This window comes from Schaalia naturae (assembly GCF_042665795.1).
In the GTDB taxonomy this organism is placed as follows: Bacteria; Actinomycetota; Actinomycetes; order Actinomycetales; family Actinomycetaceae; genus Pauljensenia; species Pauljensenia naturae.
Genome location: NZ_JBHTEF010000001.1, coordinates 2,704,530 through 2,730,233, shown reverse-complemented (window position 1 = coordinate 2,730,233; position 25,704 = coordinate 2,704,530). Strand labels below are relative to the sequence as shown.

Genomic DNA, 25,704 nt, shown 5'->3' with positions numbered 1-25,704 from the left:
CTCCGATCGTGAGACGCGGGCCAGGGTCAGGACGCCGGCTCGTCCGCGAGTTCCTGGGGGACGCCCGTGTCCTTGGGCGTCCACGACTCGAACCTCAGGTGGACGATGTAGCGCTCGGAGTTGCCGTACTCCGGATGGCACGTCGTCATCGTCATCCAGCGTTCGGTGGGCACCTGCGAGAAGGTCTGGTCGCCGATGACCGGCGCGATGACCCATGCGGCGTCCGGCGAGACGATCTCGTGGTTGTCGACCGTGTAGACGTAGTAGGTGTCCGCCGTCTCCACGATGACCTTGTCGCCGGCGACCAGGCGGTCGATGTGCCGGAAGTTGTTGCCGTAGGTGCGGCGGTGGGCGGCCACCGAGAAGTTGCCGATCTCCCCGACCTGGGCGGTCTCCGAGTAGTGCCCGGCGAAAGCCTGGTCGAGGACCTGATCGCTGGTGCCCTCGGCCAGCGGGATCTTCATCCAGTCCCAGGAGGGCACGTGGATGACGCCGTAGAGGGCGCCGTCCGCGGGTTGGTCGATGACGGGCGGGGCGTCGGTGTGCCGCTCGCCCACGGTGCGGGAGGACGCGGGATTGTCCTGCTCGAACTGCTGGACAGCCTGGTCGCGGGGGCCCTCGACCTGCCATGAGGTCCAGTACAGCTGCCAGAACGCGAACAGGCCCAGGACGATCGCCGCCGTGATGAGCAGCTCCCCGACGACCCCGACCGCGGCGACGCCCGCGCCGCCCGATCGGCGCCGGGACTCAAGGTTCCGGACGTGTTCAGCCATGATCCTCCATCACCTGCGCGTACTGCACCGTGGGCTCCTGTGAGGCCGCCTCGAACTCCAGATGGTCGCTGGACTTCACCGACCACCCCAGACCGTAGCGTGCCACGTACTCCTTGTAGATCCGTATCCGCGGATCGGCCTCCAGCGTGTCGTCCAACTGGTCCGGATCCCCGATCGCGGCGATCTCGTAGGGCGGCGAGTACGACCGTCCGTCGATGAGGATGACGTTGCCGATGCACCGCACCACCGTCCCCGCGGTGATCCGCGCGCCCTGCACCGTCATGGCCTCGGCGCCGCCCGACCACAGGGCGTTCATCACGTCCTCGATGTCCTGCTGGTGGACCACGAGCCAGTCCGGATCGACGCCGTCCGCGGCCGAACCCGCCGGCGCGTCCGTGAGCGTCACCGTCACGCCGGGCCCGTTGACGGGCACGTTCGCCAGTCCCGTCACGGTGAGGGCAGCGGGGTCCGTCGAGGCGCCGAGGGGAGGGACCGCCGCGCCCGACGAGGGCGTCCCCGACTGCTGGGCCGCCTGTCCCGATTGGGCCGCCTGGAGCGCGGACTTCACGTCGGCGCGCAGCGCCTCGTTGCCGGACTCCATCGACTCGACCAGCTGCTGTTCGCGCCGCACGAGGCCGACGAGGTCCGTGTCGACCTGGACCGCGTGGTCGCGCGTCGTGGAGGCGGAGATCGAGAAGAGCGTTCCCGAGGCCACCGTCACCACCAGAACGGAGGCGATCACCCGCGGGGCGGGATGTCTCCGTCCCCTCACCGCGCCCTCCTTCAGCCCGTGGGCTCGCTTTGGCCCGGCCAGACTCCGAGACTACGCTAGGACAGCATTCACCGCACCAGTGCGGAAAGACCGGGGACGGTGTCCCGACGAGACTGTTCAGGAGATACTTCGTGGCCGAGTCGAAGAAGCGGAAGAAGGACGGCAAGGACGCCTCCGAGGACACCGACATCAAGAACTGGACCGACGGGATCCCCCTGAGCCCGCGGTGGTGGGCGCCGACCTTCATCACGCTGATGATCCTGGGCCTGATCTGGCTGATGGTCTACTACATCTCGGGCGGCCAGTTCCCCATCCCGAACATCCACGGTTGGAACATCCTCATCGGGATCGGCGTGATGATGGCCGGATTCCTCATGACCCTGAAATGGCGGTGAGGACCCGCCCGCCCATGCGAAGCCGGCGCCGGGCGCGAGGCTCAGCAGCGCGCTGACCCCCTCCTGGCCGGATGGCGGCGTCGAGCCTCGCGCCGGGCGCCGCGACACGGGCCTCAGGCGAGCAGCAGCGTGTACACCCCGGCCACCAGGGAGACCATGGCGACGGCCATGAGGGCGGCGACCATGCCTGCCCGTTGCTCCTGCCGCCGCGGCGTCACTCCGCGACGCGGACGCGCCAGCCGCACGAAGACCCAGGTGACGGCCAGTCCCGTGAGCAGCCCGCCCAGGTGGGCCTGCCAGGAGATCCCCGACTGGATGAACCCGTACACCAGGTTGACGGCCAGCAGCACCAGGACGGAGGTCGTGTCCGCCCCGCTGGTCCGCTGGAGGACGAACACGGCCGCGAAAAGACCGAACACGGCGCCGGACGCGCCCACCGTCGCCGTCATCCATGTCGCGGGCTGCACGAAGCACCAGGCCAGCACCGCCGCAGACCCTCCGACGGCGCTGAGCAGGTAGAGCACGGCGAACCGCCAGTGCCCCAGCGCCGGCTCGATCGCGCGACCGACCCAGTACAAGGCGAGCATGTTGAACAGGATGTGGAGCACCGAGGCATGGAGGAACGCCGTGGTCAGGAACCGCCACGGCTGCTCGTATCCCAGCACGGGCGCGAAGACGAAGGCCCGTTCCGCCTGCTGCGAGACCGTCCCGACGAGGTAGAGCACGACGCATGCGGCGATGATGCCGTAGGTGACCACGGGGGTTCGGGTCGTGCGCCGCAGCCGGTTCTCGCGGGCGCAGTCGACGCAGATGGCGCGGACCTCGGTGGGGACCCGGCACTGCGCGCACATCGGACGGTGGCACCGCTTGCAGTAGTCGACCGCCCGCACGCCGGGATGGCGGGGGCAGTCGGGCGCGGCGCCGGGGTCGGACCGCTGCCCGTAACGGGGCATGTCGTCGCTCATCGGATCCTCACGCGGTGATTGTGTGCCTTCCCGGCGGCGAGGACGGCGCCGGCCCGCGGCCGGCGTGCCCGCCCTCGCCGATCCCGGCGGTCTCAGTCGACGACGTCGACCGATGTGATCGTGACGTCCTCGATCGGTTTGTCGTTGCGGCCGGTGCGCACCGCGGCGATGGCGTCGACGACGCCCCTCGAGGCCTGGTCGCTCACGCGCCCGAAGATCGTGTGCTTGCCCATCAGCCACGGCGTGGGGGCCACGGTGATGAAGAACTGGGAGCCGTTGGTGCCGCGGCCGTTGCGCTTCCCGGCGTTGGCCATGGCCAGGATGTAGGGCTCGTTGAAGGTGAGTTCGGGGTGGATCTCGTCGTTGAACTCGTAGCCGGGCCCGCCCACGCCCTGTCCTAGAGGATCCCCGCCCTGGATCATGAAGCCGGGGATGACGCGGTGGAAGATGACGCCGTCGTACAACGGGGTCTGCATCTTCTGGCCGGTCGCGGGATGCGTCCACTCCCGCGTCCCCTGGGCGAGGCCCGCGAAGTTCGCGACGGTGTTGGGCGCGTGGTCGGGGAAGAGCTCGACGGTGATGTCACCGAGTGTGGTGTGCAGGGTAGCTTCCATGGCTCCATGCTCCCATCTCCGGGGCGCCGGGGCACCCCCGGGCAGCCCCGGGGGCGCGCCGATGGGCTGCACGTCACATCGAGGCGGTGCACAATGGGGTGTGAATACGTGTCCACGGACGACGGACACGTGAATGCCCGACCACCATCAATCGGAGGGACCATGGCCACCACCCCGAACATCGATCCGGAGCAGTTGAAGGCGAGCGCCCTCAGGCTCCGCGACACTGTCGCCGAGCAGGCCGGAAAGGCTGCGGTGAAGGCCGTCGACCTCACGGAGCAGGGGCTCGAGTGGGCGGCCCCGCGAGCGCAGAAGGCCTACGACACCGCCGTCGAGCACGCGACCCCGTACCTCCAGGAGGCCGCAGGGCGGGCGCAGGAGGCCGCGGACCGGGCGAAGCCGTATCTGGAGGACATCCAGGGCCAGGTCGTCGAGGACTACCTGCCGCGGGTCAACAAGGCCGCGGCCGCGGTGACCTCCGCCGCCACCGCGGAGGGGGATCTGACCGACCGCGCGCGCCAGGCTTATGAGGAGACCGCGAGGGCGCTGACCACGCCGACCCCGCGTCCCAAGCCGCGCAAGAGGCATCGTGCCGCCAAGGCGCTGGGCTGGACGACGCTGGGTCTGTCCGCGGCCGGGGTCGGGTATCTGCTGTGGAAGCGCAGCCGGCCCATCGAGGATCCGTGGGCGGAGGAGTACTGGGCCGACCTCGAGACGGACGTCCCGGTTCCGGACTCCCCCGCGGAGACGGCCGAGGACGTCGCCGACGCCGTGGGGGACGCGGCGGCCGACGCCGTCGACACGGCTGCCGAGACGGCTGGGGACGTGGCGGACGCTGCGAAGGACACCGCCGAGGACGCGAAAGATGCTGCCGAGGACGCCGCGCAGACCGTCAAGGCCGCAGCCACCCGGAAGGCGGGCCGCGCGAGGAGCGCCGCCAAGAAGGCCACCGGGGACGCCGAGGAGGACACGGCGGGAGAGCCGTCCGGGGACTGAGCCCTCGCCCCCGACGGTGGTCAGTCCCTCAGCCCGAGGATCGCTCGCAGGACGGTGAGGACCCCGCCCCGCGTGTTGGGCGGCGCCACATAACGGGCGGCCGCCAGCGCGTCCGGATGGGCGTTCGCCATCGCGAAGGACAGGCCGGAGGCTCCCAGCATGCCGACGTCGTTGAGGTAATCGCCGAAGGCTGCCGTCTGAGCGGCCCCGATGCCCAAACGCGATTGGAGCACGGCGACCGCTCGGTCCTTGCCCACGCCTCGCGCCGTGAGGTCCGCCCAGTTCCGGGTCGAGAACACGACCTGGTGGGTCCCCCGGAAACGGCCCAGGACCTCCTCGGCCGGCCCGGAGACATCCGTGAAATCGAAGAGCGCCAGCTTGACCGGGGACGGCGCCCCCGGCGCGCCCAGCGCCTCCAGGAGGTCCCCGACCACGGCGACCTCGTTGTAGCAGGGGCGGGCCGCCTCGAGGAAGCGCGGATCCGAGCGCTCGACCAGGGCCGTGCGCGCGCAGGCCGCGACGATCCCGATGTCCTCGCCGCGATCCCGCCGCTCCCGCACGGCGCGGATCGCCTGCGCGACCGACTCAGGGTCCAGCGGCGCAGCGAAGAGCTGGTCGCCCCCGCGCATGATGACCGCGCCGTTCTCCGCGATGACCGTCATCTCCCGCCCCGTGGGCGCGAACATGCGGCTCAGCGTGACGGACTGGCGCCCGGAGGTCGGGACGAACGCGATCCCGCGCTCCTCCAAGGCGTCGAGCACTCTCCAGATCCCCTCGGGGAGGCGGCCGTCGGCGTCCAGCAGCGTGCCGTCCATGTCGGTGACGACCAGACGGACGTCGGCGTCCTCGGGCGCGGGCCAGGTACGGGGATCGATGGGGGGAGTCTGCGGAGCCGGGGTGATCGCCATGACCCGATTGTCGCATCCGGCACGCGCGTCACACAGGTCCGCCCGGCGGGACCCCGATGTGGCCGGGCACGGCCCGGTATAGCCTCGGGGCAGACACATCGACCGACACCGCGCGTCCCGGCGCGCCGTCCCCGGAGGTTCCCATGGCCCGTTCATCCCGCGTCCAACTCGTCGTCGGCGGCGCCGCGCTGGCGCTGGCCCTGGGGCTCGCGGGCTGCTCGTCCGGAGGGTCGGCAGAGTCCTCGGCCTCCGGGGACGCCTCCGGCCAGCCCGCGTCGGGGGCCGGTCCCGCCGACCTGGACACCGTCACCCCGGGGAAGCTCACCATCGCCACGGCCGAGCCCGCATACTCCCCCTGGGTCGAGAACGACGATCCGGCCTCGGGCGAGGGCTTCGAGGCGGCCGTCGCCTACGCCGTCGCCGACCAGCTGGGATACTCCACGGACGACGTCGAGTGGGCCCGCAGCACCTTCGACTCGGCGATCGCCCCCGGCGCGAAGGACTGGGACCTCAACCTCCAGCAGTTCTCCATCACGGACGAGCGCAAGGAGGCCGTCGACTTCTCCAGCCCCTACTACACCACCGCCCAGGCCGTCGTCACCGTCGCGGGCTCCCCGGCGGCCGACGCCGGCTCGCTGGCGGACCTGGCGGACGTGAGCTTCGGGGTGCAGACGGGCACGACCAGCCTGTCCGTCCTGGAGGACTCCGTCGACCTGTCCTCCGACCCGCTCCTCTTCAACTCCAACCCGGACACCGTCCAAGCGCTCAAGGGCGGCCAGGTCCAGGCGATCGTCGTCGATCTGCCCACCGCGCTCTACCTGGTCTCCGCCGAGCTGGACGACGGCGTGGTCGTCGGCCAGTTCTCCGACACCTCCGGCGGCGACCAGTTCGGGATCGTCCTGCCCAAGGGGTCCCCGCTCACCGCGCCGGTCAGCGACGCCGTGGACGCCCTGCGGGAGGACGGGACCCTGGACCGGCTGCAGCAGACCTGGCTGTCCGACTCCGTGGACGTCCCCGTCCTCAAGTGACGCCCCCCGTTCCCGCGGGAGAACCCGGACCGCGTAGGCTCGCCTACGTGACGCCCGAACCCGGTCCCCTCTCGATCGACGAGGACGACGCTGCCCGCCGGGATCCCGACACCGGCCCAGCCGGCCGGCCGGCGGACGACCTCGACCGGGTCAGCGACATCGAGCTCGGCCGCCGTTCCTACCGGCGGCGCCAGACCGCCCGGTCCGTCGGCATCTCCCTGGTCTCGACGCTGGCCTTCGCGGGCGTCGTCTGGCTGGTCCTCGCCCATTCCCCGGGCTGGCAGGTCACCCGGCAGACCTTCTTCTCCGGGGAGTATTTCCTCCGCGCCCTCCCCAAGGTCGCCGAGGGCATGTGGCTGAACATCCGGATCCTCGCGGTCGCCGTGCTCGGTGTCGGGGTGCTCGCGACCCTGCTGGCCACCCTGCGGTCGCTGCGGGGACCGGTGTTCTTCCCGCTGCGCATGCTGGCGGCGGCCTACACCGACGTCTTCCGCGGCGTGCCCTTCCTCATCGTCCTGTACCTGGTCGGGTTCGGCGTCCCCGCCCTGGGGCTCACGGACTCCGTCATCCCCGCCTCCGTCCTGGGGACGATCGCCTTGATCCTCACGTACTCCTCCTATGTGGCGGAGGTCCTGCGCGCGGGCCTCGAGGCGGTCCACCCCTCCCAGCGGGCCGCCGCCCGGTCCCTGGGCCTGTCCCACTGGGGCGCCCTGCGCCGCGTCATCATCCCCCAGGCCGTCCGCAAGGTGGCGCCGCCCCTGATGAACGACTTCATCTCGATGCAGAAGGACGTCGGGCTGATCTCCGTGCTGGGCGCCGTGGACGCCGTGCGCGCCGCCCAGATCCAGCAGGCCGCCAGCTACAATTTCACGCCCTACGTCGTCGCGGGCCTCCTGTTCGTCGTGCTGAGCTGGCCCTTCATCCGTCTGTCCGACTGGTACTCCGCGCGCCTGCGCGACCGGGAGCAGACGGGGGGCGCCGTATGAGCGCCGTCCGCCCCTCCGACGAGGGCGTCCCGGCCGATCCGGCGGTCCCCGTCCTGGAGATGCGCGGCGTCGTCAAACGCTTCGGCGACAACGTCGTGCTGCGACGCCTGTCCCTGGAGGTCCGCCGCCACGAGGTCGTCGTCATGCTGGGCGCCTCGGGATCCGGCAAGTCGACGCTGCTGCGCGCCGTCAACCTGCTGGAGCGCGTCGACGACGGGCAGGTCCTCCTCTCCGGCGAGGACATCACGGACCCGCGTGTGGACGCCGACGCGGTGCGCGCACGCATCGGCGTCGTCTTCCAGCAGTACAACCTGTTCCCGCACCTCACGGTCCTGGACAATGTCACGCTGGCCGCGCGCGCGGTCCACCACGTGGCGCGCGGGGAGGCCGAGGCCCTGGGGCGCGAGCTGCTGGCTCGCATCGGGCTGGAGTCGCGCGCGCAGGAGTACCCGGACCGGCTGAGCGGCGGCCAGCAGCAGCGCGTCGCCATCGTGAGGGCGCTGGCCACCCGGCCGGAGCTGCTCCTGCTCGACGAGGTCACCTCCGCCCTGGACCCAGTGCTGGTCGGCGAGGTCCTGGACCTCATCGGCGAGCTCAAGCGCTCCGGTTCCACGATCCTCATGGCCACCCACGAGATCGGCTTCGCCCGGGAGGTCGCCGACCGGGTGGTGTTCCTGGACCACGGCCGCATCATCGAACAGGGGCCGCCCTCGTCCGTCATCGACCACCCGGGCGAGCCCCGGACCCGGGAGTTCCTGGCCCGCGTGCTGCGCTGAGCCCCGCTCCGTCCCCGCTCCCCGGTCAGGCGGGGCGGGCCTCGCGGCGGACCAGGGAGGCGAGGGCGCCCGGGCCTCGGCCGTCGGCGGGCACCAGTTCGGCGTAGGTGCCGGTCTCCACCACGCGGCCGGAGTCCAGGACCACGATCTGGTCGGCGTCGGCGACGGTGGAGATCCGGTGGGCGATGACGATGAGCGTCCGCCCGGCGGTGGCGGCGCGGATGCCGGCCAGCACCTCCGCCTCGGTCGCGCGGTCCAGCTGGGAGGTGGCCTCGTCGAGGATCGTGACCGGCGCGTCGCGGAGCAGGGCGCGCCCCAGGGCCAGGCGCTGGCGCTGCCCGCCGGAGAGCCGCTCGCCCATCTCGCCGACCCGGGTGTCCAGGCCGTCGGGCTCGTCGGCCAGGAACCGGGCGAGCCCGACCTGTCGGCACACGCGCATGAGCTGCTCGTCCGTGGCGCCGGGCCGGGCGAGCAGCAGGTTCGCGCGCACGGTGTCGTTGAAGACGTAGGGGCGCTGCGGGGCGTAGGCCACCAGTTCACGCAGGCGGTGCAGGTCGAGGTCGCGGATGTCCGCGCCGCCCAGGCGGATCGCGCCCGCGTCCACGTCCCACATCCGCTCGATGAGGGCCGCCAGCGTGGACTTCCCCGACCCGGACGCCCCGACGATGGCCGTGGTCCTTCCGGCGGGGATGCGCACGCTGACATCGTGGAGGACGACGGGCCGGGAGGGCCCTCCCGGGCCTGATGCGCCGGGCCCGCCCTCGTCCGTCCCCTCCCCCGCCGGGCGCGGGTAGGCGAAGGCCACGTGGTCGACCAGGACGTCTCCGGTGCCGTCGGACTCGGCGGCCGCCCGCCCGCGCGCCTCGGGGCCGGCGACCAGGGGCCGGCGCTCCGTGACCGCGAAGACGCGCCGGGCCGAGGCGAAGGCCTGATCGAGGTCGGCGGCGAAGTCCTCGACGGCCAGCATCGGGGCGAAGGAGCCGAGCGCCGTACCCAGGGCCAGCCCGACCTGAGCCGTGCCGATGTCCCCGCGGGCGTGGAGCCATGCCGCGACGGCGAGCATCGCGACCATTCCGGCGCCGAGGAGGAACTGGTTGAGTCCGCGGCGCGCCGAGACCACCCGGGAGGATGTCTGCTGTCCCTCGGCGATGCGCTCCTCGATGCGCGCCATGCCTGCCAGCCGGGCCTCCTGGTTGCCGAAGGCCAGGACCTCGCGCACGCCCTGGACGGAGTCCGTGACGTGCTGGGCGAGTTCGCCGCGAGACGCGCGGATCCGGCGCGCCGCCCGGTCGGTGGAGGCCTCCCCGAGGCGGGGGACGACGCCGCCGACGAGCACCAGGAACGGGAGGAGGACCAGGGCCGCCCACCATGACACGGAGGCTCCCAGCCAGCACAGCACCAGGAGGGGCGCGACGATCGCGGTGAGCCCGGGGGCGAGGGTGTGGGCGAAGAAGACCTCGATGCGGTCGATGTCCTTCGTGACGCGCGACAACAGGTCCCCGGAGTCCTCTCCCTCGGTCGCGGCGGGCGCCTGGGGTTCGAGCCGGTCATAGAAGAAGGTGCGCAGCAGGGCGAGGGAGCGGAACGCCACGTAGTGCCCCGAGAACTGCTCGAGGTAGCGGAAGAGGCCCTTGGCCAGCGACATCGCGACGAGCACCCACACGGTGGCGGCGATGGACCAGGTGGCTTCGCCGCCCGCGCGCCCGGCGACCGCCCATCCGCCGACCGCGAAGAGGGCGACGCCGAGCAGCAGGGCGATCAGGCGGCACACCACCGAGATGCCCAGCGGGGCGATGACGGGACGGGCGACGCGGAGCAGCCGGCGCGCCAGGTCGGTGCGCGACTCCGCGGCGATGTCCGGCCCGGGTCCACCGGGGGCCCCGCTCGCGGGGCGGGCGGGGGACTGCCCGATCGACGAGGACGGGGCCGCGGGCCCCTGTGAGGCGACGGGCGATGTCATGCCTGCTCCCCTTCCGTTTCCGTGGCGCCAGCCACCGGCTCGACGCGTCCTCCGCGCATCTCGAGGCGCCGGTCGGCGTCCTCGATGGTGGCCTGGCGGTGCGAGATCGTCAGCGTGGTGCGTCCGTGGGCGGCCTCGCGCAGGGCGTCGAGGATCTGCCCCTCGGAGGTGAGGTCGACATGGGCGGTGGGTTCGTCCAGGAGCAGGATCGGGGCGTCCTTGAGCAGGGCCCGAGCGATGGCCACGCGCTGCGCCTCGCCTCCCGACAGCGCCAGTCCGCGCTCCCCGACGCGGGTGTCCAGACCATCGGGCAGACGTTCGAGCAGCTCGCCCAGCCGGGCGGCCCGCAGCGCCTCCAGCAGCCGGCCGTCGTCGGCGTCGGGGGCGGCGATGAGCAGGTTGTCTCGCAGCGTCCCGGTGAACAGATAGGTGTCCTGGGCGACGACGCCCATCTGGGCGCGTGTCCACGCCAGGGGGACCCGGGTGAGGTCGTGCCCGCTGATGAGGACTCGGCCGGCGTCCGGGCGTCGGGTGGCCTGGACCAGGGAGGCCAGTGTCGTCTTGCCCGCCCCGGAGGGACCGGTGAGCACGATGTTCTGCCCGGGGGCGATGTCCATGTCGAGGTCGCGCAGGACGGGGGAGGCGTCGCCGTAGGCGAAGGTCACGTCCTCGAACCGGATGCCGGCGCCGCGTCCTCCCGACGGGGCCGTCCCCGTCGTGCGGCCGGCCGCGTCCTCGTCGTCCGGGGGCTCCTCCACCCCGGGGGCGTCGACGACGGCGGGGGCCTCGGCGCGGAACCGCCGGATCTCCTTGGTCGCGGCGATGCCACCCATGCCGATGTAGAAGAACTGCCCGATGCGGTCCAGGGGATCCAGCATGATCGAGGAGAGGAGCACCAGCGCGACCGCCTGGCCAACCGTGATCGCCCCGGCGTCGAGGCGCCAGGCGGCGAGCCCGACGGCGCCGGTGATCATGCCGAGAGAGAAGACGGAGTCGACGACCAGGAGGACCAGCTGGTTGCCCGCGAGATAGCGCATGACATGGCGGCGGACGTCCTCGGCCGCCTGGGCCAGGCGCCGGCCCATCGGCCCGCCCGCGTTGAGCAGGGACAGGGCGGAGAGCCCCTGGATGGCATCGAGCTCCTGGGCGGCCAGCGCCCGCGACGCCCCCCGGTACTGGCTCGACACGGTGCGGAAGGCCAGCTGGAAGGCCCAGATGCTGGCGGGGACCAGCGGCACGGAGATCGCGAGCAAGCCGCCGGCCAGCGGGTCGATGGCAGCAGCGATCAGGAGCACCACGAGCAGCGGGGTGAGCAGGGAGGCGATCATCGGCGCGAGGAAGGTCGCGGAGTAGGCGCTCGAGCGCTCGACGCCGTCCGTCGCGGAGGAGACGACGCGCCCGGTGCGCTCGTGGGTGCGCTCGGCGGGGCCCAGGGCGAAGACGTGGGAGACGACGCTGCGGCGCAGCCCGGGTTCGGTCTCGGCCTGGGCCCGGCCCGTCAGCCGCGAGGACGCGTGCGCGCACAGCGCCGAGGCCGCCGCGGCGAGCAGGCCCGCCGCCACGGTGCCGGCTCCCAGCCCCCGCGCGGACGCGATGTCCTCGACGCCGCGCCCGATCGCCAGATAGGTCGCCGCCAGGGCGAGGGATGACCCCAGGGACAGCGCCACCACGACCGGTTTGCTCACCGAGACCTCCGCTCACACGCCACGTCAGAAGAACCTTAGGCGAGCCTAACTCAGTTTCTGACGTCGTGTCACTTCATACCTCGACGTGAGAGCTCGACCGCAGGATCCAACTCCAGTCTGCGCCGGATCAGCCATGCGAGCGCCAGCGGAGCGCCGGAGGCCAGTGCGATGGATCCGGCGCCCAGGGCGATTCGCCCGGCGCCGTCCCGGCGGCCGGTGTCCGCGGCGGCGGAGAAGGCGGCGCCGTCGTCCCCGGACTGGGCGCCCCCGGACTGGGCGGCGGAGGCGGACGGGGAGGCTCCGGTCGCCGCCTGGGTCTTCCCGCCCGCCGCCGTCGAGGTGCGCGTCGTCGCGGCCGGCGAGGAGGACGCCGCCTGGGATCCCTCGGGGACGGCCACCGAGTAGACGCCGTCATAGGCCACGGACAGGGGCGACGCGACCTTCGCCCGGTCCCGCTGCCCGTCGGAGGTGTACCAGTAGGAGGACTGCCCGGTCAGCACCTGGAAGTCGATGAAGGACTGCGGGAAGGACCCCCAGTACTCTTTGTTGGAGCCGGTCGGGGAGGCCTGCTCGTTGCGCCCGCCAGCGTCGTCGATCGTGACGCCCAGGTAGTCCGGATCCTGCGTGAAGCCGTGCGATTGCGCGGCCTCGACCACGTCCACCCCGGACAGATCCGCCAGGACGATCGTGGTTGAGCGCAGCGTCTCCCACTTGGAGGTGTCGTCCATGTCGGTGCCGAACCCGGAGGCCGTGGCCGTGACCTGGCCGTCGCCCTGGGCGTCGAGTGTGAGCTCCGGATCGCTCACCGACCAGTAGGTCATTCCGTCGTAGTAGGCGACGGTCCACGATCCCGTCCACTGGATGTCCACGGAGCCGTCCTCGCCGATCGTGCCCGTGCCGCCGGCGATGACGACCTGGGACTCCGTGTTGACGGCCCGGCCGTCCTCGCGCCACCCCAGGGTGACGGCGTTCCCGTCGCGGTCGAGGCAGCGCGTGTCCCAGCTCGCCTGGACCCAGGTCCCATTCGCGTCGGGCTTCTGGATGCTGACATTGCCGTCGCTCGCCCGGTACAGGGCGCCCACATCGGAGGCGGACCACACGCGCGCCGACCCTGAGTTCCCGGCGAGCCCGGCCGAGAGGTAGTTGCACGACCCGTAGAAGGACTTCGAGTTCGTCTCGTCGTTCATCCCCCACCGGAAGACCACGTTGTTCACCGAGGTGCCCAGCAGCGAGGATCCGTCGCCGTCATCGTCATCGTCGTCGTCCCCGTCCGGGTCCACCGGGGGCGCGGCGGCCTCGACCTCCAGGTCAGCCGATGCCGTCAGGTTCCCGTCGGAATCGAGGACCCGGACCCGGTAGGAGCCCTCGGCGGCGCCCTCGGGCACCGTGAGATCCAGGGAGAACGCGCCGGACTCGTCGGCCGTGGCCGTCACCGGACCGGCGACCACCGCGCCGGACTCGCCCGGACCCGCCAGTTCGACGGTGTAGGCCGCGCGGGCGGACATGGTCCCGCCGGAGACCCTCACCGAGGCTCCGGGGGAGGCGGCCGCGGGGGTCACACTCACCTGCGGCCGGTCGGGGACCGAGATGCTGATGAGGGCGGCGGGTTTGCGCGGCTGGATCGTCTTGGCGCCGCCATCGGACGTGTACCAGTACGAGTCCTGCTGCGTGCGCGTGTTGAACTCCAGCCACGATGCCGGGAACGCCCCCCACCACGACTCGTTCGCCGATGTCCTCTCCGCCTGCGAATTGCGCCCATCGATCTCATCGGGCACCGACACCCCCAGGAAGTCCGGCGTCACCTCGATCCCCGACTCGCCGACCTCGACACCGCTGAGATCCGCCAGATGCATGTCCTCCATCGACTCCAGCGGCTCCCACCGCGTCGGGTCGTCCATGCTCGCCCCGATCCCCGAGGCCGTGCCCGTGATGGTCCCGGTCCCGTTCTCGACGTCGAGGACCGGATCCGAGATGCTCCAGTAGGTCATCCCCCCGTAGTAGACGATGGTGAAGGATCCGTCCCACTCGATATGAGCCGAGTCCGTCGAGGGATCCAAGGTCCCCGACCCGCCCGCGATCCGCACCACATTCTCCGAATACGTCGGCTGGCCGGCCGTCGCCCCGGAGCCCGTGATCGTCAGACCGGCTGTCTTCCCGTTGATAGTCGTCCCATACCGGTTCTGGCACTTCGTCGTCCATGTGGGCTCCACCAGGTCCCCGTCCGCATTCGGTTTGAGCACCGTGACATTGCCGTCCTGCGTGGCATAGAGACCCGCGTCCTCCGCCCACAGGCCGGATCCCCCCGCGTCCCCGGCCTCGCCGGCGGACAGGAAGTTGCATCCCCCGAAGTACGCGCCGCCCCCCGACTCCGCATTCACCCCCCACTGGAAGGTCGCGTCGTCCACGGTGTACGAGGCATCCGCGGCGACGGCAGCGGGACCTGCCGCCATCGCCGTCCCCCCGATCGCCAGGATGGCCGTCCCCGCGGCCCATGCTCTTCCCCGTCTGCGACCGGTTGGCGTCGGTGCGCCCGACGTGTCGCGATTCATGATTCGCAGCACAGCTCTCCCCTCAGGCCTGGGCGTCCGCCCAGTTCAGACTCGCATTGGTGGCAGGCTGTCCCCGCAGCCGGATCCTCTCGATCTGACAGACTGTAGGAAAGGCTTGCCTCACTCAGGCTAGGTGAGGCACTCCTAAGGTCTCAAGTATCTGGACGCAGGCAAAAAGGTGCCGCCCATCACATCGCCCCGCGTCGGCCGGGTGGCCTGGCGCGGGGCGATGCGGGGCGGCTGAGCCGTCGAGGCGCTGTCAGAAGGCGTCGTCGATGTCGCGGACGACGACCAGCTTCTCGTTGACGAATTCCTTGAGCCCCAGGTCCGTCAGCTCGTGCCCGTACCCGGAGCGCTTGACGCCGCCGAAGGGCAGGTCCGCCTTCACGCCCGTGGGCTGGTTGATGTAGACCATGCCGGTGTCCAGCCGGCGGGCGACGCGCTGGGCGCGGGCCACATCGTTGGAGAACACGGACCCGCCCAGGCCGAAGGGCGAGGCGTTCGCGATGCGCACCGCGTCATCCTCGTCCACCGCCCGGTACAGCTGGGTGACGGGACCGAAGAACTCCGTCTTCGCCGTGTCGGAGCCCAACGGGATGTCGGTGAGCAGCGTGGGGCGCACGAACGCGCCCCGCTCGGGCACGGGCGCCCCGATCTCCTCCACCGTGACGCCCTCCTCCGCGGCGCGGAGCACCAGCCGCGCCAGGTCGTCGGCCGCCTTCTGCGAGGACAGCGGCGCCAGCGTCGTCGCCGGGTCCATCGGATCGCCGGCCGCCAGCGCCGCCACGCCCTTCTTGTATGCCTCCAGGAACCGGTCGTACACGGCGTCCACGACGATGAGCCGCTTGGAGTTCACGCACACCTGGCCGCCGTTCCAGTGCCGTCCGATCACGGCCCACCGGGCCGCCTTCTCGACGTCGGCGTCCTCCAGGACGATGAACGCATCCGCCCCGCCGAGCTCCAGCGTGGACTTCTTGAGGTTCCTCGCCGCGATGGAGGCGATCGAGGCGCCCGCCTCCTCCGACCCGGTGAGGGCCACTCCGCGGACCCGCGGGTCCGCCAGGATCTGCTCGGAGGCCTCATGGGAGGCGTAGATGTTGGTGAACAGCCCTTCGGGCGCCCCCGCCCTCCGCATGAGCTCCTCGATGGCCGCCGCCGACTGCGGCACGTTCGAGGCGTGCTTGAGCAGGACGACGTTGCCGGCCGCCAGCTGCGGGGCCAGGGTGCGCACGATCTGGTAGTACGGGAAGTTCCACGGCTCGACGGTGAAGATGACGCCCATCGGCTCATCGACCAGTGCGGCGTCCGTGTCGCCCAGACCGCGGACCGGCAGGTAGCGCGGAGCCAGCAGCTGCTCGCTGGCGCGGGCGTAGTACTCGAACATCGCGGCCGACAGCTCGACCTCGGCCTCGGCCTCGCCGATGAGCTTGCCCATCTCCAGGGTGAGGATCTCCGCATAGCGACGGCTGTCCCCCCTCAGCAGGTCGGCCGCCTTCTGGAGGAGCCCGGCGCGATCGCGCACCGGAGTGGTCTTCCAGTCCTGGAAGGCCGAGTCGGCGCGCGCGATAGCGGCGTCGATCTCCTCGGACGTGGCGGTGGGGAAGGTCGCGACGACCTCACCGGTGTAGGGATTGGTGGTGGCGTAACCCACGATGAACGCTCCTTTGTCGTCGGAATGACCCAGAGCGGGGAGACGTCGGTGCCGCGGCGGCCCCCGGCGGCGCTCAGTCGACGAGACGCCGGCTCTCCGGAACACCCATTCTTTTGTTGCCACGGCAACAATAGGTCCGGACCAAAGTCCCAGCCAGCGAAGTTCGTGATCCCCTCGTCACACTTCCGCGTCGCCGACCCGGCGACCGGGCGGAGCCCGTCCCAGCCCAGCCGGGACGCCCTCGTCCCCGCCGGGCGCGTCCGGCGGGCAGGGGGACGGACGACTCAGGCGGCGGCCTCGCGCAGCAGCCGCGAGCGCAGGGGGCGGGTGGTCTCCGAGGCCGTCAAGATCACCGCGATGCCGATGACCGTGAACCCGGCGACGGCGACGAAGGGACCTGCCGCTCCGCCGATCGAGAGCATCGGGGAGATGAACAGCAGGCCCAGCGCCACGGACCCGCAGATGAGGGTGACGGCGGGGACGCCGACCTCGAGGCGGCGGGAGCGGTCCAGGAACCGCGTGGGCGCGCCGGTGCGGACCAGGGCCAGGGTCTCGGGAACCCCGTCGATGACGCGGATCGACTGGTTGACGGCCGTGGAGACGGCCGCCAGGACCACCGTGATACCCAGGGTGAGCAGCATCCCGGTGCCGATGTCGCCCATCATGACCGCGTCGTCGCCCCCGCCCGTCCCCGACCCGATGATGGAGAACATCGGGAAGAGCACGCCGACGATGAACCCGACCAGGGCCACCGCCCCGAATGAGCGCCAGACGCTGCGGGGGTCGTCGGCGATGCGGCGCCCGGCCACCAGCATCTGCGGAGTGCGGGCGCGGCTGGCCATCACACGGCCCAGCACCCCGATCGCCCACGAGCCGACGGCGTTGACCAGGGCGAGGACCACCGCGAGGAACCCCAGCAGGATGGCCATCACCGCCGCCGGACCGACTCCGGCGATCATTTGGACGGGACCCAGCCACGCGACGATGACGACCACGGCCAGCACCGCCCCGGCCGGCGAGACGCGGTGCGGATCGCTCCGCCTGGCGACGCCCAGCGGGGTGATCGCCACGCGACGCATGCCGAACCAGGACGACACGGCGGCGAGCACCACCATCAGGGCGGCCGCGGCGGCCAGCAGTCCGGGACCCGTCCACATCTCCGAGGGCGTCATGGGGTGTCCCTGGAAGCGGATCGTCTGCCAGGTCGGAAGCGTGAGGCCGTAGAGCGCGGATCCCCCGACGACGCCGGCGGCCGCCAGGATCGTGGTCTCGAGGACGGCGGCGGCCTTCGCCCGGACCGGGGGCAGGCCCAGGAGGCGCAGCACGGCCAGATCCCGGGCACGTCGCGAGAGTCCCAGCCGGGCGGCCGCAGCCCCCATGCTGAGGACGGGGACGATGATGAGCACACCGGCGAAACAGGCGAGGAACAGGTAGAACTCCTCGGACTCCAGCGCGTCGCGCGGCGCCTGGGATCGCTCGAAGAAGGCTTGCACTCCGCCGACGACGGCCAGGAGGACCGCGTGGGGGAGGGCGAAGGCCGCCACGGTGAGGACGGTCGTCGCCCGGTCCCGGCTGCGCAGGAGGACGCGCGTCCCGACCAGCGTCGCCCTCATCGCGCGGCTCCCCGGGGATGCGTGGACCCGGAGGACGGGGACGACGTCTGCTGCGTCATCTGCGGGGATCGCTGCGGCGCGGGAGCCTGCGGCGCGACGGGGGCGCCGGCGGCGAGCACCCGGCCATCCTGGACGCGGATGACCTGCGGGAACCACGAGGCGACACCGGGATCGTGGGTGACCAACAGCAGCGTCGCGCCCGTCGCGCGGCATGCGCCGGTGAGGACGCTCATCACCTCGTGGCCCGTCGTCTGGTCGAGAGCCCCGGTGGGCTCGTCCGCGAAGACGACCTGCGGTCTGGCGACCAGCGCCCGCGCGATGGCGACGCGCTGGGCCTGCCCGCCGGAGAGCTGCCCGGGGCGGTGGGGGCCCAGCTCCACGATGCCGAGCATGGCCATGACCTGCTGGGCGCGTCCGGTTGCCTCGGCGCGCGGGCGTCCGGCCAGCATGAGGGGCAGGGCGACGTTCTCCGCCGCGGAGAGCTCGGGCAGCAGCTGGCCGTCCTGGAAGACGAAGCCGAAACGGGCCAGGCGCAGGGCGGAGAGGGCCTTCTCCGACAGGCCTGCGATCTGCGCGCCCTCGATGACGATCGACCCCGAGGTCGGGCGCAGGATGCCGGCGATGCAGTGGAGCAGCGTCGTCTTGCCGGAGCCCGACGGTCCCATGATCGCCACCTGCGCGCCCCGCGGGAGCGCCAGATCGACGCCCGCGAGCGCCGTGACCGTCTGCTGTCCCCGCCGGTACTGCTTGACCAGCCCGGCCACGGCGATGCCCGAGCCGTCGGGGAGCGGGGCGGGTGCGCCGGTGGGCGCCGGGTTCTGTGCGGACGCCTGCCCGCGCGCATATGCGATGAGATCCGGATCTGTCATGCCCTCATCGTCATGCCCGCCCGACGCGGCCCGCCATCGGGTGATGCCCTGTCTGTTCCCCGAGATCCCCCTGACCCCGGCTCCCGTTCTCCCTGCCGGAGTCTCCCTGCCGGATGCGCCCTGCCGAACCGTGGGGTTTCCATCGAACCGAAGTCTCATGTCCCCACGGTTCGGTGAGAAGTCCACGGTTCGGTGAGAAGTCCACGGTTGGCGGACGCTTCACCGAGCCGGGCCCGCGCGCCTCCGCGCGCGGGCCCTTGGAACGGACCTCGCGGTGCGCCGGGACGAAGCAGACTGTACTATCTGTACTAGTACAGATAAGGTGACCGATCGCGAGAAAGGATCTTCATGGACCTCACCCTCGACCCGCTCTCCCCCGTGCCCCTCTCCCATCAGATCCGCGACCGCGTCGTCGAGGCGATCGGGCGCGGCGAGCTGCGCCGCGGCGACGCCCTCGCCTCGGTGCGCTCCCTGGCCGGCGCCTTCGGGATCAACCCCGCCACGGTGTCGCGCGCCTATGACCAGCTGCGCTCGGAGGGATTGGTCGCCACCAACGCGAAGTCCGGCACGTTCGTGGTCGGGGATGCCGCGCTGGACACGGCGACGCCGGCGTTCTGCTCGGATTGGGAGTCCCGGCTCGCGACGCTGCTGGAGGAGGGCCGTGCCCATGGCCTGACGGCGGAGCAGGTCGTGATCGCCTGCCAGAGGGCACTGGCCGGGAACGAGCACGACACCGACCTCGGCACGGAAGGCAACGGTCCTCGCACCGGAGACCGGCACGGAAGGGAGACACGATGAGCGAGCAGGCGTTCCTGTGGGCGACGACCGCGGTGATGCTGGCGGTGATCGGAGGGACCATGGCCCTGACACCGGCGATCTCGGACGCCACAGTGCCGCTGGGTGTCCGCGTTCCGAGCTCGCGCATCCACACTCCCGTGGTGCGGGACGCCGTCCGCCGCTTCCGTCTGTGGTGCGCCGGTCTGACCATCGTCGCTCTTGCGGTCACGATCCCCTGGCACACGGTCGGCGCGCTCCTGGTCCTCGCCATCGGCCTGATCGCCGCCTGTACGGGCGCCTGGATCGGCACCCGCCGAGCGATCACCGCGGCCAAGCAGTCCCGGCACTGGTACCGGGATGTGCCGGTCCGCCTGTCCGCCCCGATCGGGCGGGACACCGGGGCGGTCCGGCCGATCTGGGGCCTCCATGCGCCGGCGATCCTCCTGGGAGGGGCGGCACCGGCGGTCGCCGCCGCACGCTACCCACTGCTGCCGGACCCCTATCCCACTCACTGGAACGCGATGGGCCAGGCCGACGCCTGGTCGGCGAAGAGCTGGGGAACGGTCCTCGCGCTGCCACTGGTCGCCGTGGCGCTGGCCGCGATACTGGCGATCGTCGCGTTCCTGGTCTCGCGGGGACGTGTGGCGGTTCAGCCCCATCGCGGGGACTGGAAGCTGTCGGCCGACCAGCAGCACCGGATCGCTGCCCTGGTGCAGCAGATCCTGGGCGCGGTGAACCTGCTGACCGCCCTGATGCTGGCCGGAATGAGCCTGGTCCCGGTGCTCGGATGGGGTGCCGTCGTCCAGAACCTCCTCACATGGGGCGGCATCGCGCTGCTGGTCGTCGTCATCGCCGCGTCCTACGTCCTCGCCGCCCGCATCCGCCGGGAGCCGGTACGCGCAGCGCAGCGTCGCCCTCGTCGGCGCGTCGAGGAGGAAGCGGCGCCGGCGACGGACGGCACCGAGACCCCCGACGACGACCACCTGTGGTGGGGCGGCCTCCTCTACATCAACCGCGACGACCCGTCGTTCTTCGTCCCGCGCCGCGCAGGCGTCGGCTACGACATCAATCTGGGCAACCCGTGGGGACTGGGCCTCATGGCGGTCCTGCTGCTGGTGCTGCTCGGGCTGACGGTCGGGATTCTGGTCGCGGGGATCTGACGGCGGGCTCCGGACGGCGGCCAATGCCCCGTGCGCCGGCGCGAACTCCACGGCTCGGCGGGAAACCCTCGACTCGATGGCAGACGCCCGTCCCGGCGCGGTCCTCACGGGCCTGATCCCCTGAGCCCGTCGGGCTCTGAGGTGTGAGAATGTGCTCGGACAAGAGGAGGAACCATGCCCGACACCACCACCGGCACGTCCACCGCAGCCGGCGCCGCCAGCACAGCCCATCGCACCCCGCCCACCGCTCCCCTGTCGAACGAGACGATCGCCGCGCAGCTGGCCCGGCGCACGATCCGGTCGTTCACCGACGAGCCGGTCGGCCAGGAGGCGGTGGAGACCCTGCTGACCGTCGCGCGCCACGCCCCGACCTCCAGCTACTACCAGCAGACGACGGTCATCCGCGTCCTGGACCCGGGCGTCCGCGAGCAGGTCCACCTGGCGTCGGGCCAGCCCTATGTCGGAGGGACCCGGGGGGAGCTGTGGGTCTTCGTCGTCGACCTGCACCGTAACGCGGTCATCCGCCAGCAGGCGGGGGTGGACCTGGAGCCGCTCGAACGCACCGCCCTGTTCCTCGAGGGGGTCGAGGACGCCCTGATCGCGGCCCAGAGCGTCGTGGACGCCGCGCAGAGCCTGGGGCTCGGCACCGTCTACCTGGGCAGCATCGGCGGCGATCCGCGCCGCGTCATCCGCGCCCTGCGCCTGCCCCGACACACCTTCCCGCTGGTGGGGTTGCTCATCGGGCATCCGGCCCAAGACCCCCAGTTCAAGCCGCGGCTGCCCGCCGCCCTCACCACCGCCGTCGACGCCTATCCGGAGGTCGGAGACCTCACGGGCGCGCTGGCGGACTACGACGCCGCCGTCACGGAATACTACGACCTGCGCAACTCCAATGCGCGTATCGACTCCTTCACCCACCAGATCGCCACGAAGCCCGGCACCGGCGAGGCCGAGCAGGCTCCGACCCTGGAGGTCCTCCACGAGCAAGGGCTCGCCCTGCGCTGAGTCTCCGGCGCCGGACGCGGGCGCGGGGCGGGATCTCTCCCACACCCGCGCCCGTGGGGCGTCTCAGACGCCTGTCACCGGCTCAGTTGCCGCCGAGCTGGTCCTTGAGCTGGCTGTCATAGGTGCCCTGAAGGTCGTCTCGCAGGGTCGACAGCGTCGACGCCGGATCGGCGTCGGTGGTGAGGATCTGCTGGATCGCCTTCGAGATCGCCAGGTCGCCCCCGGGCAGCAGGGCACGTGCGAAGTCCTGGCTTCGGGTCTTCGCCAGCTGCTCCACCGCGACCTTGAAGGCCGGGGTCTCGGAGTAGACGTCGTTCATGTCCGCGTCGGTGCGCACCGGCAGGTAGCCGGTCGCCGCGGAGAAGGTCGCCGTGTTCTCGGCGTTCGTCAGGTAGGAGACGAACTGGGCAGCGGCGAGCTGCTTCTCCGGGCTCGACTTCGAGGAGATGGCCACGCCCGCTCCGCCGGTGGGGACGATCCCCTCCGAGGCCTCGGGCCCGGCGGGGAGCTCGCCGACGCCCACGTCGAAGGTGGCGGCATCGAGGATCCCCGTCAGGGACCCGGTGGAGCCGATGACCATCGCGGCCGTGCCCGCGGAGAAGGCCGTCGCGGGATCGCCGGACACGACGGAGGCCCAGCCGTCCTTGACGCCGTCCTGCGCGAAGGCCAGCGCCTTCACGGTCGCGTCGTCCGCGATCGGGGAGAAGTCCCATTCGTCCGACCAGGAACCCCCGTAGCCCCACACCAGGTTGGCCATCGTCCACGCCGGGTACTGGTCCTGCTGCGGGAAGCCGAATCCGGTGACGTCGCTGTTCGCCTCGGAGAGCTTCGCCGCTGCGGCCTTGACGTCATCCCAGGTGGCCGGGGCCTTGTCCTCTAGGCCGGCGGCCTTGAACATGTCCTTGTTGTAATAGAAGATCGGCGTCGAACGCGCGTAGGGCACCGCATAGTGGGAGCCCTCGAACAAGTAGTCGTTGTAGAGCGTCTCCTGGTAGGTCGACGTGTCCGCGTCCGCCGCCTTGAGGATCGGGTCGATCGGCGTGATCGAGCCGGCGAGGTAGGCGGGGAACCAGGTCGCGTCCGAGAGCACCACGACGTCTCCGACGTCGCCGGAGGTCTGGGCGGTCTGGAACTTCTGGGCGACCTCCTCGTAGTTCGCGCCCGCGGTCACCAGGTCGACGGTGATGCCCGTCTCCTCGGTGAACGCCTTGATGATCGCGTTCTCGGTGTCGATGGAGCCGCCTGGGTGGTTCGTCCAGAAGGTGATCTCCTTGGCCGGGGTGACACCGGAGTAGTCGGTGCCGGAGGCCGAGGATCCGGACTCGGTGTCCGAGCCGGAGGCGGAGCCGGCCACGGAGGGGCCGCAGGCGGTCGCAGCCAGGGCGATGGCGCCCATGGCCGCCACGAGGGCGAGGCGGGAGGTCGTGCGTGAAGACGTCACGAACGTTGTCCTTTCATGTGGATGAGGGGATCTCACTTGACCGCGCCCTGGGTGAGGCCGGCCACGATGTAGCGCTGCAAGGCAGCGAAGACGAGCAGGACAGGCGCGATGACCAGGACCGCGCCCGCCATGAGGATGCCGTAGGAGCCGGTCTGCCCCTCGATCGAGTTGAGGAGGTTGAGGCCCACCGGAAGGGTCATGTACTCGGGGGTGTCGGTGATGATGAGCGGCCACAGGAACGCGTTCCACTCCGACACCACCGTCACGAGCGCCACCGTCGCGATGGACGGCGCCATGATCGGCACGACGATCCGCCACAGCCGGCGCCAGTGCCCGGCCCCGTCGAGCTGGGCGGCCTCGAGGATCTCCATCGGCAGCGTGAGGAACTGCTGGCGCAGCAGGAAGGTCCCGAAAGCGGTCCCCAGGCCCGGCAGGATGATGCCCCACAGGGTGTTGCGCCCGCCCATCGACGCGATGGTGATGTAGTTCGGCAGCAGGGAGGCCTCCGGAGGCACCATGAGGGCGACGAGGACGGCCACGAGGAACGCCCGCCGCAGCGGCACCCGCGTGAGGAACACCAGCGCATAGGCTCCCGTGATCGCCAGCACGACCTTGACGGCGGATCCGATCCCGGTGACGATCACCGAGTTCAGGAACACGCGGGCCAGGGGGACTCGGGCCGCGACCTCGGCATAGTTGCGCAGCGTGGGGTCGCGCGGCAGCAGCGAGGCGTCGGTGGTGACGATCTCCGAGACCGGCTTGAACGAGGAGATCGCCATCCACACCAGGGGCAGCGCGATGACGACGATCGCGAGGATCATCGGCACGTAGCCCGCGAGCAGCGTCTCCGCCAGGTTCGCGCGGGAGAACGCGCGGGTCCACGCGGGGCGCCGGGAGGCGGCGCGGCGGCCGGGGCCCGCGAGACGGCCCGGGGCGGCGGCGTCCGAGATCGCGCTCATGCGTAATGCACCTTCCTCTCGACGTACCGCATCTGCAGTGCCGTGATGGCCAGCAGCACGACGAACAGGACGACCGAGATCGCGGCCGCATACCCTGCGCGCTGATAGGCGCCAAAGGACTGGAGGTAGATCTCGAAGACCATCGTGTTCGTGCCATTGCCTGTGGGGGTCATCGTCCGTAGGACGTCGAAGGCCTGCATGGAGGACAGGACCGTGGTGACGGTGAGGAAGAAGGTCGTGGGGCCCAGCAGCGGCAGTGTGATCGAGAAGAAGCGCTGCACCGGCCCGGCCCCGTCCAGCGACGCCGCCTCGAGGAGGTCCGAGGGCACGGACTGCAGGCCGGAGAGGTAGACGACGGCGCAGAAGCCCAGGTTCTTCCACACGTAGACGATGATGACCATCACCAGGGAGAGGGTGGGATCGAGGAACCACTGGGGCGACTCCGCCCCGATCGCGCGCAGGGCGTGGGAGAGCAGGCCGAACGAGGGGTCGAAGATGAAGTTCCACACGAGGCCCACGCCGACGCCGCTGAGCACGTAGGGCGCGAACACGGCGGTGCGGGCCGCGCCGCGCCCAGGCAGGTTCCGGTTGAGGACCAGGGCCATGAGCAGCCCGAGCACCATCGACGCCGCGACAGTGACGACCGTGAAGACCAGGGTCACCCTCCACACGTCGATTCCCTGCGAGGAGGTGAAGAACTCGACGTAGTTGGACAGCCCGACGAAGCGCGCCGAGGTCGATCCCAGCCGCCAGTCGAGCGTCGAGTAGTAGACGTTGGAGATCAGCGGCACATAGGTGAAGGCGATGATGAGCGCCAGGTTGGGCCCGAGGAAGGCGACGAACCATCCGAGCTCGCGCGAGCGCGCGATTCTCCGGGCCCGGGAGCGGTCCGCGGGCCGGCGTTCCGCCTCGGGGCGGGACGAGGTCGCTGGGGGTGCGGTCGGCCCGCTCCGCTGGGGAGCCCGGGCCGGAGCCTCGATGGTGGTCATGCAGGTCGGAGGTCTCTCTGTTCGCCGTGTCGGACGTGGATCACGGTAGAGAGCCGTCATGAACTCACGGTGACCGGCGGCACCGTTCTGGGTGACTCGCTGCTGATCTGCGAGGACCGATTGGCGGACCCGGAGGCCCGCGGACCGCTCCGCGCGCCAGACTCGGCTCATGACCACGAGTCCCCTCCCCCAGGGACCGCCCTCGTCGTCGCGCGGGGGGCGATCCCGCTACACGCATGGATACGGGCGGGCGGTGCTGAGCTCGCACGCGCATCGCACGGCGGAGAACTCCGCCGCCCAGCTGCTGCCGGAGCTGCGCGCCGGGATGGACCTCCTCGACGTGGGATGCGGCGTCGGCACGATCACCGTCGGACTGGCGCAGCGCGTGGCACCCGGCCGGGTCGAGGCGATCGACGTGTCCGAGCAGGTCGTCGCGGCGACCGCCCGGCTGGCCCGGGACCACGGGCTCGCCGGCACCGTCCGCGCCCGGGTCGCCGACGTCATGGACCTCCCCTTCCCGGACGCCAGCTTCGACGTGGTCCACGCCCATCAGGTCCTCCAGCATCTGTCGGATCCGGTGGGGGCGCTGGTGCAGATGCGCCGCGTGCTGCGGCCCGGGGGGCTGCTGGCCGTGCGCGACGCCGACCACGACGCGATGCGGTGGTACCCGGACTCGAACGGACTCGAACGCTGGAGGAGGCTCTACACCGACATCGCCCGCGCGAACGGGGGGACGCCCGACGCGGGCCGGCGGCTGCTCGCCTGGAGCCGGTCGGCCGGCTTCACCGACGTGACCGCGGGGTCCTCGACGTGGTGCTACGCCGATGCGCAGT

The 25,704-nt window shown here is 71.4% G+C and carries 22 protein-coding genes and 1 pseudogene; 9 read left to right on the top strand and 14 right to left on the bottom strand.

Annotated elements, in window-relative coordinates; translation table 11 throughout:
- Window positions 1–26: 26 nt before the first annotated feature.
- Together ACFQWG_RS12040 and ACFQWG_RS12035 are read right to left on the bottom strand one after the other, a co-directional pair.
- The gene (locus tag ACFQWG_RS12040; RefSeq protein WP_380975641.1) at window positions 27–773 is read right to left on the bottom strand and encodes a class E sortase; all 747 of its coding nucleotides are present in this window, start codon (window positions 771–773) and stop codon (window positions 27–29) included.
- On the bottom strand, window positions 766–1,545 hold the full coding sequence (locus ACFQWG_RS12035) for a DUF881 domain-containing protein (RefSeq protein ID WP_380975639.1): 780 nt from the start codon (window positions 1,543–1,545) through the stop codon (window positions 766–768). The genes ACFQWG_RS12040 and ACFQWG_RS12035 overlap by 8 nt, the downstream gene beginning before the upstream one ends.
- Window positions 1,546–1,676: 131 nt before the next feature.
- On the opposite strand from ACFQWG_RS12035, the gene ACFQWG_RS12030 reads away from it, so the two are divergent.
- Window positions 1,677–1,940: a cell division protein CrgA gene (locus ACFQWG_RS12030; RefSeq protein WP_380975637.1), complete on the top strand. Its 264-nt coding sequence runs from the start codon at window positions 1,677–1,679 to the stop codon at window positions 1,938–1,940.
- A gap of 113 nt (window positions 1,941–2,053) precedes the next feature.
- Here ACFQWG_RS12030 and ACFQWG_RS12025 read toward each other — a convergent pair whose 3' ends face one another.
- Together ACFQWG_RS12025 and ACFQWG_RS12020 are read right to left on the bottom strand one after the other, a co-directional pair.
- Entirely contained in the window at window positions 2,054–2,905 is an 852-nt protein-coding gene (locus ACFQWG_RS12025; protein ID WP_380975635.1) for a rhomboid family intramembrane serine protease, read from the bottom strand.
- Window positions 2,906–2,997: 92 nt separating this feature from the next.
- Complete coding sequence (locus ACFQWG_RS12020; RefSeq protein WP_380975633.1) at window positions 2,998–3,519, bottom strand: peptidylprolyl isomerase; 522 nt, start codon at window positions 3,517–3,519, stop codon at window positions 2,998–3,000.
- A 162-nt stretch (window positions 3,520–3,681) separates the two neighbouring features.
- Here ACFQWG_RS12020 and ACFQWG_RS12015 point away from each other — a divergent pair, with 162 nt between their 5' ends.
- The gene (locus ACFQWG_RS12015) at window positions 3,682–4,515 is read left to right on the top strand and encodes a hypothetical protein (protein ID WP_380975631.1); all 834 of its coding nucleotides are present in this window, start codon (window positions 3,682–3,684) and stop codon (window positions 4,513–4,515) included.
- 20 nt (window positions 4,516–4,535) lie between these two features.
- Here the strand turns inward: ACFQWG_RS12015 and ACFQWG_RS12010 are convergent, their stop codons facing one another.
- Window positions 4,536–5,423 (bottom strand): Cof-type HAD-IIB family hydrolase, encoded by an 888-nt coding sequence (locus ACFQWG_RS12010; RefSeq protein ID WP_380975629.1) that lies wholly within the window; start codon window positions 5,421–5,423, stop codon window positions 4,536–4,538.
- A gap of 143 nt (window positions 5,424–5,566) precedes the next feature.
- Here ACFQWG_RS12010 and ACFQWG_RS12005 point away from each other — a divergent pair, with 143 nt between their 5' ends.
- The 3 genes from ACFQWG_RS12005 to ACFQWG_RS11995 all read left to right on the top strand — a co-directional run bounded on the left by ACFQWG_RS12005 (window position 5,567) and on the right by ACFQWG_RS11995 (window position 8,213).
- Window positions 5,567–6,451 (top strand): ABC transporter substrate-binding protein, encoded by an 885-nt coding sequence (locus ACFQWG_RS12005; RefSeq protein ID WP_380975627.1) that lies wholly within the window; start codon window positions 5,567–5,569, stop codon window positions 6,449–6,451.
- Between the two features lie 158 nt (window positions 6,452–6,609).
- Window positions 6,610–7,437 (top strand): amino acid ABC transporter permease, encoded by an 828-nt coding sequence (locus tag ACFQWG_RS12000; RefSeq protein ID WP_380976332.1) that lies wholly within the window; start codon window positions 6,610–6,612, stop codon window positions 7,435–7,437.
- Complete coding sequence (locus ACFQWG_RS11995) at window positions 7,434–8,213, top strand: amino acid ABC transporter ATP-binding protein (RefSeq protein ID WP_380975625.1); 780 nt, start codon at window positions 7,434–7,436, stop codon at window positions 8,211–8,213. Before ACFQWG_RS12000 ends, ACFQWG_RS11995 begins: the two co-directional genes overlap by 4 nt.
- A gap of 25 nt (window positions 8,214–8,238) precedes the next feature.
- Here the strand turns inward: ACFQWG_RS11995 and ACFQWG_RS11990 are convergent, their stop codons facing one another.
- The 6 genes from ACFQWG_RS11990 to ACFQWG_RS11965 all read right to left on the bottom strand — a co-directional run bounded on the left by ACFQWG_RS11990 (window position 8,239) and on the right by ACFQWG_RS11965 (window position 18,540).
- A complete protein-coding gene (locus tag ACFQWG_RS11990) occupies window positions 8,239–10,173 on the bottom strand; it encodes an amino acid ABC transporter ATP-binding/permease protein (protein ID WP_380975624.1) in 1,935 nt (644 codons plus the stop codon).
- Window positions 10,170–11,858, bottom strand: a complete 1,689-nt coding sequence (locus ACFQWG_RS11985; RefSeq protein WP_380975622.1) for an ABC transporter ATP-binding protein/permease — start codon at window positions 11,856–11,858, stop codon at window positions 10,170–10,172. The genes ACFQWG_RS11990 and ACFQWG_RS11985 overlap by 4 nt, the downstream gene beginning before the upstream one ends.
- A 68-nt stretch (window positions 11,859–11,926) precedes the next feature.
- Window positions 11,927–14,407, bottom strand: a complete 2,481-nt coding sequence (locus ACFQWG_RS11980; RefSeq protein WP_380975620.1) for a hypothetical protein — start codon at window positions 14,405–14,407, stop codon at window positions 11,927–11,929.
- Window positions 14,408–14,666: 259 nt separating this feature from the next.
- The gene (locus ACFQWG_RS11975) at window positions 14,667–16,058 is read right to left on the bottom strand and encodes an NAD-dependent succinate-semialdehyde dehydrogenase (RefSeq protein ID WP_380975618.1); all 1,392 of its coding nucleotides are present in this window, start codon (window positions 16,056–16,058) and stop codon (window positions 14,667–14,669) included.
- A 284-nt stretch (window positions 16,059–16,342) separates the two neighbouring features.
- Window positions 16,343–17,671 (bottom strand): ABC transporter permease, encoded by a 1,329-nt coding sequence (locus tag ACFQWG_RS11970; protein ID WP_380975616.1) that lies wholly within the window; start codon window positions 17,669–17,671, stop codon window positions 16,343–16,345.
- Window positions 17,668–18,540, bottom strand: coding sequence for an ABC transporter ATP-binding protein (locus ACFQWG_RS11965; protein WP_380975614.1), 873 nt, complete (start codon window positions 18,538–18,540; stop codon window positions 17,668–17,670). Before ACFQWG_RS11965 ends, ACFQWG_RS11970 begins: the two co-directional genes overlap by 4 nt.
- A 348-nt stretch (window positions 18,541–18,888) precedes the next feature.
- On the opposite strand from ACFQWG_RS11965, the gene ACFQWG_RS11960 reads away from it, so the two are divergent.
- From ACFQWG_RS11960 to ACFQWG_RS11950, 3 genes are all read left to right on the top strand, one after another.
- A complete protein-coding gene (locus tag ACFQWG_RS11960; protein ID WP_291497296.1) occupies window positions 18,889–19,338 on the top strand; it encodes a GntR family transcriptional regulator in 450 nt (149 codons plus the stop codon).
- Complete coding sequence (locus tag ACFQWG_RS11955) at window positions 19,335–20,477, top strand: DUF1648 domain-containing protein (protein WP_380975611.1); 1,143 nt, start codon at window positions 19,335–19,337, stop codon at window positions 20,475–20,477. The genes ACFQWG_RS11960 and ACFQWG_RS11955 overlap by 4 nt, the downstream gene beginning before the upstream one ends.
- Before the next feature lie 252 nt (window positions 20,478–20,729).
- Window positions 20,730–21,482 carry a nitroreductase family protein gene (locus tag ACFQWG_RS11950; protein WP_380976330.1) on the top strand — a complete coding sequence of 251 codons (753 nt, stop codon included), beginning with the start codon at window positions 20,730–20,732 and terminating at the stop codon, window positions 21,480–21,482.
- Between the two features lie 82 nt (window positions 21,483–21,564).
- Here the strand turns inward: ACFQWG_RS11950 and ACFQWG_RS11945 are convergent, their stop codons facing one another.
- From ACFQWG_RS11945 to ACFQWG_RS11935, 3 genes are read right to left on the bottom strand one after another with little or no spacing between them, the layout of a single operon-like run.
- Window positions 21,565–22,923 carry an ABC transporter substrate-binding protein gene (locus ACFQWG_RS11945; RefSeq protein WP_380975609.1) on the bottom strand — a complete coding sequence of 453 codons (1,359 nt, stop codon included), beginning with the start codon at window positions 22,921–22,923 and terminating at the stop codon, window positions 21,565–21,567.
- Window positions 22,924–22,955: 32 nt separating this feature from the next.
- Window positions 22,956–23,882 carry a carbohydrate ABC transporter permease gene (locus ACFQWG_RS11940; RefSeq protein WP_380975607.1) on the bottom strand — a complete coding sequence of 309 codons (927 nt, stop codon included), beginning with the start codon at window positions 23,880–23,882 and terminating at the stop codon, window positions 22,956–22,958.
- Window positions 23,879–24,871 carry a carbohydrate ABC transporter permease gene (locus tag ACFQWG_RS11935; RefSeq protein WP_380975605.1) on the bottom strand — a complete coding sequence of 331 codons (993 nt, stop codon included), beginning with the start codon at window positions 24,869–24,871 and terminating at the stop codon, window positions 23,879–23,881. The genes ACFQWG_RS11940 and ACFQWG_RS11935 overlap by 4 nt, the downstream gene beginning before the upstream one ends.
- Window positions 24,872–25,040: 169 nt before the next feature.
- On the opposite strand from ACFQWG_RS11935, the pseudogene ACFQWG_RS11930 reads away from it, so the two are divergent.
- Window positions 25,041–25,595, top strand: a pseudogene (locus ACFQWG_RS11930) (class I SAM-dependent methyltransferase); the annotation flags it as partial.
- Window positions 25,596–25,704 lie beyond the last annotated feature (109 nt).